The organism is Paraburkholderia acidipaludis NBRC 101816, assembly GCF_000684975.1.
Taxonomy (GTDB): Bacteria; Pseudomonadota; Gammaproteobacteria; order Burkholderiales; family Burkholderiaceae; genus Paraburkholderia; species Paraburkholderia acidipaludis.
This window is the reverse complement of the sequence record NZ_BAXZ01000005.1, coordinates 142,534-155,225: the sequence shown is the minus strand read 5'-3', so window position 1 is coordinate 155,225 and position 12,692 is coordinate 142,534. Positions and strand designations below refer to the sequence as shown.

Here is a 12,692-nt window from a genome sequence, read left to right as displayed (position 1 = left end):
CCACGGGAGACCGTGGCGTTTTTTTTGCGCTGTCCGCGGCGAGCCTGATGAAATAAAAACGCAGAAATAAAAAAAGCGCCACGGTTTCCCGTGGCGCCGAACCAGCAAAAGGTCACGGCCGGTGGGCCGCGACACCTCTCGCGTCAACTCAATGTGCTGCCGAACGCGGCATGTCGTGGCCCGGCGTCTGGCTTTGCGCGTCGTCTTGCGCGCTCGGGCTTTCGAGATCGTGGCCCGCGCGGCGGATATCGCGCTCGGCACCCTTTTCGCTCCTCACGCCGTTGAAGATCAGGTTGAGGACCACGGCCGAAACCGAGGCCAGCAGAATGCCGCTATGCAGGATCGGGGCGAGGGCGGGCGGCAGCTTCGCGAAGAAGTGCGGCGACACCACCGGCACGAGGCCGAAGCCCACGCTCACGGCGACGATGAAGAGGTTGTGCTGGTTCTTCACGAAGTCCACGCGGCCGAGCGCCTTGATGCCGTTCGCCGCCACCATGCCGAACATCACGATGCCCGCGCCGCCCAGCACGAAGGCCGGCACCGAGGCAACCATCTGCGCCATCTTCGGGAAGAGACCGAGCAGCACGAGGATCAGGCCGCCGGTCGCGCATACGAAGCGGCTCTTCACACCCGTAATGCCGATCAGGCCGACGTTCTGCGAGAACGAGGTGTGCGGGAACGAGTTGAAGATGCCGCCGATCATCGTACCGAGGCCGTCCACGCGCAGGCCGCGCACGAGCGTCTGCTGATCGACGGGACGATCGACCATGTCGCCCACGGCGAGAAACATGCCGGTGGATTCGATGAAGGTGACGAACATCACGATCACCATCGTCGCGATGGGCAGCACGTGGAAGACCGGCAGGCCGAAGTGGAATGGCATCGGAAAGCCGACCCAGTGCGCGTTCGCCACGCCGTCGAGGTTGACGCGGCCGAGCACGAGTGCGATGACGAAACCCGCGACGATGCCGAGCAGCACCGAAATGTTCGAGATGAAGCCGCGCCCGAACTTGTTGATGAGCAGGATCAGCATCAGCACGAGCAGCGAGAGGCCGAGGTAGACGGGGTTACCGTAGTCGGGGTTGCCGACACCACCAGCGGCCCAGTTGATGCCCACCTCCATGAGTGACAGGCCGATCACCGTGATCACGGTGCCCACCACGACGGTCGGGAAGAACCGCAGCAGCTTGCCGATCAGCGGCGCGATGAGGATGCCGATCGCGCCCGCCGCGATCGTGGACCCGAAGATGTCGAGGATGCCGAGCGAGGGATCGGTGCCGATCGCGATCATCGGGCCGACCGAGGCGAACGTGCAGCCCATGATGACGGGCAGGCGAATGCCGAAGATCCAGAGGCCGAGCGTCTGGATCAGTGTGGCGATGCCGCAGGCGAACAGGTCGGCGCTGATGAGGAAGGCGATCTGGTCCTTGGGCAGCCACAGTGCGCTGCCGATGATGAGCGGCACGGCGACCGCACCCGCGTACATCACGAGGACGTGCTGGATGCCGAGGGTGAGGAGCTGGCCGGTGGGCAACCGCTCGTCGACCGGGTGGACCTGGGCCCTTTCGTTACCCTTGGGGTGCATGTGTCTCTCTCCATTACTCTGGTTTGGAATATGGCCTCCAAGGTATGCGGAACGACAAGCCCCAACAAGACCACTGGAGACTATTCCCTGCTTTCCGGGGGTGATATGCCTGTGGCGTGTTCAGTATGCGGGATGACCCTCATGTCGGCGCGCGCGGGGCGTATGGACTGTTCCGCGGGTGGGCGCGGCGCCGGACGCCGGGCTGCGCGCAAACGCGAAAAACCCGCTGTTTCAGGCGTCAGGCCGGCCCGGCCGGGGTTTCGGCGCCAGGCCGGCATATGGGCCGTTACCGAAAAAGTGCCGCTGCGAAGTTTCGGCGGGGCGCGGTCCGGTCGCTGCCGGATATGGTTGCAGCGTTATGAAGCCTATTCCGCTTTCTGCATATGAGCGATTTTGCAGTGCATCGCGGCTCGTCGGGTTAACCCGCGAATGGCCGATTTTCGCGTCGTTTCGGGGTGTCGCGCGATGCCGCTCATGACACCGCTATCATGGTCGCTTTCCGGTCTCTCCGATACATCTTTTCCCCATGAGTCATCCGCACGCGTGCTTCCTCGGTATCGACCGTGAAGCTGAAGCTCGCGGGCGGCGGCTCGGTCGATGCGCGCTGGCGGCAACTGCTTGCCGATGTGCTCGACGTCGAACTCGACGCCATCGATTGCCCGAACGCCGCCGCGCGCGGCGCGGCGATGCTGGTCGGCCTCGCATGCGGACACTGGAGCGAGGCCGACCTTGCGGCGCTCGCCCCTGCGGCGACACGCGTGGCCTCGCCAACCGGGGATACCGGGCTGGCACGGCGTTATGCGCGTTTTATCGATTTCTATGGCCGCACACGGTCATGGTTTCCGCTGGCGCAGTGAACTGCGCTCGGCTCATCGGCCCTGTCGGTGCAACTCGCGAGCTTGAGTGCGCTCGCAAGGAGACAGGCCGCCAGTAGCAAAAAGAAGACGACATAAGGCGTTCTCATTTTTGTCAGGCCCGGCTCATCGCCAATGGCCGGGAACCCAGCCGCCATAAGGACCATAGTGCCCCGGGACCCATACCGCACCCGGTCCCGGCGCGGGCGCGACCACGCATCCCGGAAGGATCGTGCTCAGCGCGAGGCACAGAGCAAAGACTTTCAAACTGCGTTTCATTTATCTCTCCCATTCCAGTTCGACGAACGCGTGCGCGACAGGAGGCAGGCTCGACTTCACCATCTCCGGTATCCGTAGTGACCGTGCCAGCCTGCATGCCAGCCGGGATGCCAGCCGGGATGCCAACCCCAGCCGGCATGCCACCAGCCGACGCCCGGATGCCACCATCCCCAGCCCACGCCCACGTTGTAGCGCCACAGGTAGCCGGGCGCGGGCGCGACGCCTACCGGCGCGACGTAGGCCACGCCGGGAGGTACGACCACGGCCGGGGGAGGGGCGACGACGACCGGGGGGCCAACCGGCACGGCGGGCTCCACGATCACCTGGGCGTACGCGCTCGAACAGCACACCGCGCCGGCCAGAGACAGCGCTTTGAGAAAGGTATTCATGGCATTCGATCCTGGATTGAGGGATTCGGAACGGGGCTCAAGACGTGGGTTCGGCCCTGGTCCCAGGTTGCGTCAGCCGGATTTCCGGGCGCCCTCGAATAAATAAGGAATCCGTAATAATTGCTTCGGTGATCGAGTGACGCAGGGTGAAGGCACTCGGACGCAATGGGCCCCGCAACTGTTATTTGAACGTCGGCAGCGTAGCGGTCTGGTCGCGCCCCTTTTCGGATGAAAAGTAACAGTTTGTTTCGCGGCGCTGGTCTCGGGCCGAAAGAGGCCGAAAGCAAAGCGGCGCTGCACCTTGCGGTGCAACGCCGCGTTTTTATCGCAACAGGTTTGGGGGCTCAGCGCCGCCCGATCAGGCTCAAGCCATAAACGAGCGCTGCGAGCGCCGTGATCCAGAAGCTGGTGGGCCAGTCGGTGTAGAACGCGAGCGTCACGCCCAGCCACGCCTGCACGAGCGCGAGGGCGGCGGCGAGCACGAGGCCGGTGGAGAGGCGCGTCGTGAGGTTCTGCGCGGCGGCCGCCGGCCCGACCATCAGCGTGAAGACGAGCAGCACGCCGACGATCTGCGTGCACGCGGCCACGGCCAGCGCCGCGATCGCGAGAAAGAGGACCGAGACGAGCCGCAGCGACACGCCCTTGGCCTCGGCCAGTTCGGGCTGCAGCGAGGCGAACAGCAGCGGCCGCATGATCGCGCCGAGCGCGACGAGGCTCGCGGCGGCAAGCAAAGCCAGCGCGCCGAGCGTGTCGCGGTTCACGCCGAGCACGTTGCCGAACAGCAGCGAGGTGACCTGGGTGGCGTAAGCCGTGAAGAAGTGCAGGAAGAGCAGCCCGAAGCCCAGCGCGAGCGACAGGATCACGCCGATGGCGACATCGCGGCCCGCGAGCTTTTCGCCGAGCGCGCCCATCGAAATGCCGGCTGCGAGCGTAAAGCCCACCATGCCCCACATCGGCGAGACGCCAAGCAGCACGGCGCCCGTCGCGCCCGTGAAGCCGACGTGCGAGAGCGCATGGCCCGCGAAGGTTTGTCCGCGCAGCACGAGGAAATAGCCCACCACGCCCGCAAGCACCGCGACGATGCCCGACGCCGCGAAGGCGTTCACCATGAAATCGTATTCAAGCATCGTGCGTGTGGCCGTGTGCGCTGCCGCCGTGGTTAGGGTCTTCTTCGTGCGCGTGACCGTGGCTGCCGCCGTGCGCGTGATCGTGCTCGTGTTCGTGGTCGTGCTTTTCGACCTCGACATCGCCCGACATCACGAAGATGCGCCCCTTCATGCGCATGACTTCGATAGGCGAGCCATAGAGCCGCGATAACACCGGCCCGGTGATGACTTCGTCCACGCTGCCGAGCGCCGCGACGCCATTGCCGAGATACAGCACGCGATCGAGCGCGTTGAGGAGCGGATTGAGCTCGTGCGCGGAGAACAGCACCGCGATGCCGAGTTCGCGCTGCACGCTGCGCACGAGCTCGACCACGCCGCGCTGATGATTGGGATCGAGGCTGATGAGCGGCTCGTCGAGCAGCAGCAGCTTCGGGTCGCCCAGCAGGCACTGCGCGAGCAGCAGGCGCTGCCGCTCGCCGCCCGAAAGCTCGGAGAGCGGGCGATTGGCGAGCTGGGTCGCGCCGACCAGTTCGAGCACGCGCGCGACGTCGGCGCGCGTGGCCGCGTCGGTGTGCGGCAGGCCCCAGCGGTGGCCGTCGGCGGCCATCGCGACGAAATCGCGCCCGCGCACGCGGCGGCTCGCGAGCGCGCTGCGCGTCTGCGGCATATAGCCGATCGAGGCGTTGCCGCGCGCCACCGTCTCGCCGAGCACGCGGATCGCGCCGCCCGCGGCCGGCACGAGGCCGAGGATCGCGCGCATCAGCGTGGTCTTGCCCGCGCCGTTCGGCCCGAGCACGCCGATGAATTCGCCCGGGTTGATGGCGAAGTTGGCGTCGCGCAGGATGGTGCGCCCGCCGAGTTCGAGCGTCACGCCCGCGAGCGTGAGCACCGGCGTCTCGTGCGGGCGCCGCAGTCCTGGGGCGCCGCGCGGCGCCCCAGCGTTATGGGGCGAAGGGCCTGCCATCGTCATCGGGTCATTCCTTGCTACCTGCTTCCTTGCCTGATCTGATTCAGGAGTGCGCCGAAGCCGCGAGCGCATGGTCGAGCGCATCGAGCTGCGTGAGCATCCACTTCTGGAACGTCGTTCCCGGCGGTTCGGTTTCGGTGACGCTCATCGACGGCACCTTCGACTGCTTCGCCAGCGCCAGCATGCGGCGCGTCAGCGCTTCGGTCGCCTGGCTGTTATAGATCAGCACGCGCACGCGCCGCTCGCGCAGGTCGCGCTCGAAGGCCGCGATATCGGAGGCGCTGGCTTCCGTATCGTTCATCGTCGCCATCTGGAAGCTCATGTTGCGCATCGCGAGCCCGATCGCATCCGACATATAACCGAACACGGGTTCCGTCGCCGTCACCGGCTGGCCCTGGTAGCGCGCGCGCAGCGCGGCGACCTTGGCGTCCAGCGGCTTGAGCGAGTCGAGGAACGTAGCCAGGTTCGCATCGTACACGCTCTTGTTCGCGGGGTCTGCCGCGTCGAGCGCCGCGCTCACCGCGCGCGCCACGGCCGGCATGGTCTGCGGGTCGTACCAGAGGTGCGGGTTGTCGCCGGCCTTCTTGCCGACGAGATCCGCCGCGACGATCGTCACGCGTTGGCCGCCTTGCGTGGCGCCGAGCAGCTTCGTCATCCACGGGTCGTAGTCGGCGCCGTTGTAGACCACGATGCGCGCGTGCTGCAGCGCGCGGGCCGTTTTCGGGCTCGCCTCGAAGAGGTGCGGGTCCTGGTCCGGGTTGCTCATGATGCTCGTGACGTCCACGTGCGCGCCGCCGATCTGCTTGATCACGTCGCCGTAGAAGTTCTCGGCGGCGACCACGGGGATGGCGCTTTCGGCCGCGCAGGCGGCGTGGGCGAAGCCCAGCGCCGCAGTCAGCGTTGCCGCCAGCGTGGCGGCGGTTGTGGCAGCGCGGCGGGCGGCGGTGCGCACGGGCGTTGGTGCGAGACGGCGGGCGGCAAGCGCGCGCGCCGGGTTCAGCGGGATCATGGTTCTGTCCTCGGTGGAGTAAGGAACGACGGATGCACTGCGATGGCGCCCGGGCACGGCGGCCCCGGCGTGGTCGAGCTACGAAGGCGCAATGATATAACGTATCGCAATTGCTGGCGAGCCGGGGCCGCCGCCGCTCATACCCTGGCTGAACCCGCGCCGTAGCGCAGCTTGCGCGCTGCACCATCGAAATCTCGTTAAATCGCGTTTGTCCGCCTTGACATGCCTTCCCGCGTGTCCGATCATTCGATCACCAACCGAGCAAATGCTCACACGTTGGGCGTTCGCTCACATGGCGGCGCCCGAGCGGCGGCAGGCAAGCGCCGCCAGAACGATAGGGAGACAACCCTGTGGCACACACCGCGAATTCGGCGGCAGGACGTTTGCAGGACAAGGTGGCCGTGCTGACCGGCGCGGCGAGCGGGATAGGCGAAGCCGTCGCGCGCCGCTATCTGGAGGAGGGCGCGCGCTGTGTGCTCGTCGACGTGAAGGCCGCCAACGCCATCGCGCCGCAGCTCGCCGCCGAACACCCGGAGCGCGTGCACGCGCTCAGCGCCGACATCACGCGCCGCGAGGACATCGAGCGCGTCGTGTCCGGGGCGGTGACGCGTTTTGGCCGCATCGACATTCTCTTCAACAACGCGGCGCTCTTCGACATGCGCCCGCTGCTCGACGAATCCTGGGATGTCTACGACCGCCTCTTCGCCGTCAACGTGAAGGGCATGTTCTTCCTGATGCAGGCCGTCGCCCGCCGTATGGTGGAGCAGGGGCACGGCGGCAAGATCGTCAATATGTCGTCGCAGGCGGGTCGCCGCGGCGAGGCGCTCGTTTCGCACTACTGCGCGACCAAGGCGGCCGTGCTGAGCTACACGCAGTCGGCGGCGCTCGCGCTCGCGCCGCATCGCATCAACGTGAACGGCATCGCGCCGGGCGTCGTGGACACGCCGATGTGGGAACAGGTCGATGCACTCTTCGCGCGCTATGAAAACCGTCCGCTCGGCGAGAAGAAGCGCCTCGTGGGCGAAGCGGTGCCGCTCGGCCGCATGGGGTTGCCGGACGATCTCACCGGCGCGGCGCTCTTTCTCGCGTCGGCGGATGCCGACTACATCACCGCGCAGACGCTCAACGTCGACGGCGGCAACTGGATGAGTTGAACACCCAGGCCGCTTTTTCCGCTGCAGCACTCTATAACTTGATCAAGAACGTAACGAACAGGAGACAAGCCATGAAACCAGCCTTCAGGACCGCGTTGCGCATGCTCGGCGCGGGCGCTATTGCCGCCGCGGGCGCAAGCGCCGTTCACGCGCAGACCGTGACGATCGCGATGTTGAACAACCCGGACATGATCGAGCTGAAGAAGCTCTCGCCGGCCTTCGAAAAGGCCAATCCGGGCATCAAGCTGAACTGGGTGATCCTGGAAGAGAACGTGCTGCGCCAGCGCGCCACTACGGACATTACGACCAATAGCGGCCAGTTCGACGTGATGATGATCGGCACCTACGAGGCGCCGCAGTGGGGCAAGCGCGGCTGGATCGTGCCGATGACGAACCTGCCGGCGAGCTACGACCTGGACGACGTCGTGAAGACCGCGCGCGACGGCCTCTCGTACAACGGCACGCTTTATGCGCTGCCGTTCTACGTCGAAAGCTCGATGACGTATTACCGCAAGGACCTGTTCGCGGCGAAGGGCCTCACGATGCCCGAGCAGCCGACCTACGACCAGATCAAGCAGTTCGCCGACAAGCTGACCGACAAGGCGAACGGCACCTACGGCATCTGCCTGCGCGGCAAGGCCGGCTGGGGCGAGAACATGGCGTATGTGACCACGGTGGTCAATACGTTCGGCGGCCGCTGGTTCGACGAGAAGTGGCATGCGCAGCTGACCACGCCTGAATGGAAGAAGGCGGTGGGCTTCTATGTGGATCTGCTGAAGAACGACGGCCCCCCGGGAGCGAGCTCGAACGGCTTCAACGAGAACCTGACGCTGATGTCCTCGGGCAAGTGCGCGATGTGGATCGACGCCACGGTGGCCGCGGGCATCCTCTATAACAAGCAGCAGTCGCAGGTGGCCGACAAGATCGGCTTCGCGGCCGCGCCGACCGAAGTCACGCCGAACGGCTCGCACTGGCTGTGGTCGTGGGCGCTGGCGGTGCCGAAGTCGTCGAAGTCGCAGGACGCCGCGAAGAAGTTCATCGAATGGGCGACTTCGAAGGAGTACATCGAAATGGTCGCGAAGGACGAGGGCTGGGCCTCGGTGCCGTCGGGCACGCGTACCTCGACCTATCAGCGTCCCGAGTACAAGGCCGCGGCGCCGTTCTCCGACTTCGTGCTGAAGGCGATCACGACCGCCGACCCGAACCATCCGACGGCGAAGCCCGTTCCGTATACGGGTGTGCAGTTCGTCGGGATTCCTGAGTTCCAGTCGTTCGGCACCGTGGTGGGTCAGAGCATTTCCGGCGCGCTGGCAGGACAGATGAGCGTCGATCAGGCGCTCGCTGCCGGCAACGCGGCGGCCGACCGTGCCGTCATGCAGGCCGGGTATCAGAAGTAAGCAAAAAGCAAGCCGAAGTTGAGTTGAAGTAACTCCGACGCGCCTGCCGCGCCGCCCGCCCCGCTCACCCGGGCGGCGCGGCCCGCGTCACGAAGCGGCGCCGCGCTCCCCGCGCGGCGCGCAAAGCAGAAAGGGTGGTCACGATCATGCGTCATCTCCATCTCCCCATGCCAGTCCTCCATCGAGCCCGTAGTCCCCAGCCCCAGCAGACCGAGTCCCGCAAGTCTGCCTCGCGCTGGCTCGTATCGCCCTCCATTGCCGTGCTGCTGCTCTGGATGACGATTCCGCTCGCGATGACCATCTGGTACTCGTTCACGCGTTACAACCTGCTCAACCCCGATCTCAAGGGCTTTGCAGGCCTCGACAACTACAAGTTTCTCGCGACCGATCCGTCGTTCCTGCCATCCATCGTCCATACGCTCGAATTGATCATCGCGGTGCTGGTGATCACGGTGGTGGGCGGCGTGCTGATGGCCGTGCTGTTCGACCGCAAGTTCTACGGCCAGGGCGTGGCGCGCCTCTTCGCCATCGCGCCGTTCTTCGTGATGCCCACGGTTTCCGCGCTGATCTGGAAGAACATGATCCTGCACCCGGTGTACGGGCTCGTGGCCCTCGCGATGCGAGCCGTAGGCCTCACGCCGATCGACTGGTTCGCCGTCTATCCGCTCACGGCGGTCATCATGATCGTCGCGTGGCAGTGGCTGCCGTTCGCATTCCTGATCCTGTTCACGGCGATCCAGTCGCTCGACCAGGAGCAGAAGGAAGCCGCGAAGATCGACGGCGCCGGCGCGATCTCCCTGTTTTTCTACATCACGCTGCCGCACCTGCGCCGCGCGATCGCCGTGGTCGTGATGATGGAGACGATCTTCCTGCTGTCGATCTTCGCCGAGATCTACACGACAACGGGCGGCGGTCCCGGCAACGCGACCACCAACCTCACTTACCTGATCTACTCGATGGGCCTGCAGCAGTTCGACGTGGGCATCGCGTCCGCCGGCGGCATCCTTGCCGTGGTGCTCGCGAACATCGTGTCGTTCTTCCTCGTGCGCATGCTCGCGCGCAACCTCAAAGGGGAGTACGAAAAATGAGCCAGCTTGCCGCATCTCATGCACCCGAATCGCCGCATGCCGTCAACCGCTCGTCGCCGCTGCAGTTCATCGGCCGCGTGCTGCCCGGCGTGCTGGCGTGGATCATCGCGCTCGCGCTGTTCTTCCCGATCTTCTGGATGACCATCACGGCATTCAAGACCGAGCAGCAGGCCTACGTGCCGTCGCTCTTTTTCATGCCGACGCTCGACAGCTTCCGCGAGGTATTCGCGCGCAGCAACTACTTCGCGTTCGCGTGGAATTCGGTGCTGATCTCGGCGGGCGTGACGATCGTCTGCCTGATCCTCGCCGTGCCCGCCGCCTACTCAATGGCGTTCTTCCCCACGCGGCGCACCCAGCAGGTCCTGCTGTGGATGCTCTCGACGAAGATGATGCCTTCCGTGGGCGTGCTCGTGCCGATCTATCTGCTGTGGAAGAACAGCGGACTGCTCGACACGGTGAGCGGTCTCGTCATCGTCTATTCGCTGATCAATCTGCCGATTGCCGTGTGGATGGCGTACACCTACTTCAACGAAATTCCGCGTGACATTCTCGAAGCGGGGCGCATGGACGGCGCGGCCACGTGGCAGGAGATCGTCTATCTGCTGATGCCGATGGCGGTGCCGGGCCTCGCGTCCACGGCGCTCCTGCTCGTGATCCTTTCGTGGAACGAAGCGTTCTGGAGCATCAACCTGTCGAGCTCGAACGCGGCGCCGCTCACGGTGTTCATCGCGTCGTACTCGAGCCCCGAGGGACTGTTCTGGGCGAAGCTTTCGGCGGCGTCGCTGCTGGCGGTGGCGCCGGTGCTGATCGTCGGCTGGCTCTCGCAGAAGCAGCTCGTGCGCGGGCTGACGTTCGGGGCCGTCAAATGACGTTTGCCGCCCTGATCTGCGATTGCGACGGTGTGCTGATCGACAGCGAAGCCGTGGCCGCGCACGTGCTCGTGCGCGAGCTCGAAGCGCGCTGGCCCGGCACCAACGTCGCGCCGGTCCTGATGCCCCTGCTCGGCCAGCGCATCGAGCGCGTGCTATCCGGCGTCTGTGAAGCGTTCGGGCGCACGCTCACGGCGGCCGACGTCGCGGCAATTGGCGCGGTGGCCGAGCGCGAGGCCCAGGAGGCGCCGCTCTTTCCCGGCGTGGCCGCGGCGCTGGCCGCGGTGCCGCTCGTCAAGGCCTGTGCGAGCAACAGCTACACGGCCGTGGTGCGCGCGGTGCTGCTGCGCAACGGGCTCGACCCCTTCTTCGGCGAGCGCGTGTACTGCGCCGACCAGGTCGCGAAGCCCAAGCCCGCCCCCGACGTCTATCTCGCGGCCGCGCACGGCCTCGGCATGGCGCCCTCGGCGTGCCTCGTCGTCGAGGACAGCGTGGCGGGCGTGAGCGCGGCGCGCGCGGCCGGCATGACGGTGCTGGGTTTCGTCGGCGGCACGCACGTGGGCGAGACCCACGCGCTCGAACTGCGCGAGGCCGGCGCGGGCGAAATTTTCGACGACATGAGCACGCTGCCCGCGCGGGTGGCGTCCTGGATGAAAAAGGCGCAGGCCGCGGCGCATTGAGCGGCGCGCGGCCCGAGTGAGCGGTAAAGAACTGCAGTGGGTGTGCGCCGCGAGGCGCCGCCTCAATGAAGCGATGAACGGAGACACATCATGGCAAGCGTGATCCTGCGAAACGTGCTGAAGCGCTACGACGAGACCGAAGTGCTGCGCGACGTGAACCTCGACATTGGCGACGGCGAATTCGTCGTGTTCGTCGGCCCGAGCGGCTGCGGCAAGACTACGCTCATGCGGATGATCGCGGGTCTGGAAGACATCAGCGCCGGCGACCTCACGATCGACGGCACGCGCATGAACGACGTGCCGCCCGCCAAGCGCGGCATTGCGATGGTGTTCCAGTCGTATGCGCTCTATCCGCACATGACGCTCTACGACAACATGGCGTTTGGCCTCAAGCTCGCGGGTGCGAAGAAGCCCGAGATCGACGCGGCCGTGAAGAACGCCGCGAAGATCCTGCATATCGACCACCTGCTCGACCGCAAGCCCAAGCAGCTCTCGGGCGGCCAGCGGCAGCGCGTGGCGATTGGGCGCGCGATCACGCGCAAGCCGAAGGTGTTCCTGTTCGACGAGCCGCTCTCGAACCTCGACGCCGCGCTGCGCGTGAAAATGCGCCTGGAATTCGCGCGCCTGCACGACGAGCTGAAGACGACGATGATCTACGTGACGCACGACCAGGTCGAGGCGATGACGCTGGCGGACAAGATCGTCGTGCTCTCGGCAGGCAACGTGGAGCAGGTCGGCAGTCCGAACCGTTTGTATCATGCGCCGGCCAACCGCTTCGTGGCGGGCTTCATCGGCTCGCCGAAGATGAACTTCCTCGACGGCGTCGTGCAGCAGGTGGCGAGCGACGGCATCGTGGTGCGCTACGAGACCGGCGAGACGCAAAAGGTGGCCGTGGAAGCGCGCGGTGCGCGCGAGGGCGACAAGGTGACGGTGGGCATTCGCCCCGAGCATCTGCATGTGGGCACGGGCGACTATGGCGTGAGCGCGAAGGCGATGACGGTCGAATCGCTGGGCGACGCGGCCTACCTCTATGCGGAGTCGCCGGTGGCGCCGGACGGGCTGATCGCGCGCATTCCGCCGCTGGAGCGGCACGAACGCGGCGAAGTGATGAAGCTGGGCGCGACGCCCGACCACTGCCATCTGTTCGACGCGAACGGCCAGGCGTTCGAGCGCCGCTTCGCGCAGGAACTGGCGGCCTGAGCCTCAGGTTCGGGGTAGGGGATTCGGGCGCCGCTTCGCAGGCGGCGCCGTACCGTGTTTGACTGTGGTTGCTCTTCTTCGCCCGCTGCGCGCGGGCGTTTTTTCGCTGTGAGCG

At 66.1% G+C, this 12,692-nt stretch carries 11 protein-coding genes and 1 pseudogene; 7 read left to right on the top strand and 5 right to left on the bottom strand.

Annotated elements, in window-relative coordinates; genetic code table 11:
• Positions 1-148: 148 nt before the first annotated feature.
• Positions 149-1,585, bottom strand: coding sequence for a nucleobase:cation symporter-2 family protein (locus BAC01S_RS07730; protein WP_027794241.1), 1,437 nt, complete (start codon positions 1,583-1,585; stop codon positions 149-151).
• A gap of 566 nt (positions 1,586-2,151) precedes the next feature.
• Between BAC01S_RS07730 and BAC01S_RS07725 the strand changes: the two are divergent.
• Positions 2,152-2,442, top strand: a pseudogene (locus BAC01S_RS07725) (FGGY-family carbohydrate kinase); the annotation flags it as partial.
• 332 nt (positions 2,443-2,774) lie between these two features.
• Here the strand turns inward: BAC01S_RS07725 and BAC01S_RS30625 are convergent.
• From BAC01S_RS30625 to BAC01S_RS30620, 4 genes are all read right to left on the bottom strand, one after another.
• On the bottom strand, positions 2,775-3,107 hold the full coding sequence (locus tag BAC01S_RS30625) for a hypothetical protein (RefSeq protein WP_156954345.1): 333 nt from the start codon (positions 3,105-3,107) through the stop codon (positions 2,775-2,777).
• Positions 3,108-3,451: 344 nt separating this feature from the next.
• Positions 3,452-4,234 (bottom strand): metal ABC transporter permease, encoded by a 783-nt coding sequence (locus tag BAC01S_RS07715; protein ID WP_027794239.1) that lies wholly within the window; start codon positions 4,232-4,234, stop codon positions 3,452-3,454.
• Complete coding sequence (locus tag BAC01S_RS07710; protein ID WP_245616533.1) at positions 4,227-5,183, bottom strand: ABC transporter ATP-binding protein; 957 nt, start codon at positions 5,181-5,183, stop codon at positions 4,227-4,229. Before BAC01S_RS07710 ends, BAC01S_RS07715 begins: the two co-directional genes overlap by 8 nt.
• 40 nt (positions 5,184-5,223) lie before the next feature.
• Positions 5,224-6,189: a metal ABC transporter solute-binding protein gene (locus BAC01S_RS30620; RefSeq protein ID WP_084168337.1), complete on the bottom strand. Its 966-nt coding sequence runs from the start codon at positions 6,187-6,189 to the stop codon at positions 5,224-5,226.
• Positions 6,190-6,539: 350 nt separating this feature from the next.
• Between BAC01S_RS30620 and BAC01S_RS07700 the strand changes: the two genes are divergently transcribed.
• From BAC01S_RS07700 to BAC01S_RS07675, 6 genes are all read left to right on the top strand, one after another.
• Positions 6,540-7,343: an L-iditol 2-dehydrogenase gene (locus BAC01S_RS07700; protein ID WP_027794237.1), complete on the top strand. Its 804-nt coding sequence runs from the start codon at positions 6,540-6,542 to the stop codon at positions 7,341-7,343.
• A 101-nt stretch (positions 7,344-7,444) separates the two neighbouring features.
• On the top strand, positions 7,445-8,740 hold the full coding sequence (locus tag BAC01S_RS07695; RefSeq protein ID WP_245616541.1) for an ABC transporter substrate-binding protein: 1,296 nt from the start codon (positions 7,445-7,447) through the stop codon (positions 8,738-8,740).
• Positions 8,741-8,886: 146 nt separating this feature from the next.
• On the top strand, positions 8,887-9,828 hold the full coding sequence (locus BAC01S_RS07690; protein ID WP_027794235.1) for a carbohydrate ABC transporter permease: 942 nt from the start codon (positions 8,887-8,889) through the stop codon (positions 9,826-9,828).
• The gene (locus BAC01S_RS07685) at positions 9,825-10,697 is read left to right on the top strand and encodes a carbohydrate ABC transporter permease (RefSeq protein WP_027794234.1); all 873 of its coding nucleotides are present in this window, start codon (positions 9,825-9,827) and stop codon (positions 10,695-10,697) included. The genes BAC01S_RS07690 and BAC01S_RS07685 overlap by 4 nt, the downstream gene beginning before the upstream one ends.
• Positions 10,694-11,377 (top strand): HAD family hydrolase, encoded by a 684-nt coding sequence (locus tag BAC01S_RS07680; RefSeq protein WP_027794233.1) that lies wholly within the window; start codon positions 10,694-10,696, stop codon positions 11,375-11,377. The genes BAC01S_RS07685 and BAC01S_RS07680 overlap by 4 nt, the downstream gene beginning before the upstream one ends.
• Positions 11,378-11,467: 90 nt before the next feature.
• Positions 11,468-12,577, top strand: coding sequence for an ABC transporter ATP-binding protein (locus BAC01S_RS07675; protein WP_027794232.1), 1,110 nt, complete (start codon positions 11,468-11,470; stop codon positions 12,575-12,577).
• The last annotated feature ends 115 nt before the right edge of the window (positions 12,578-12,692 follow it).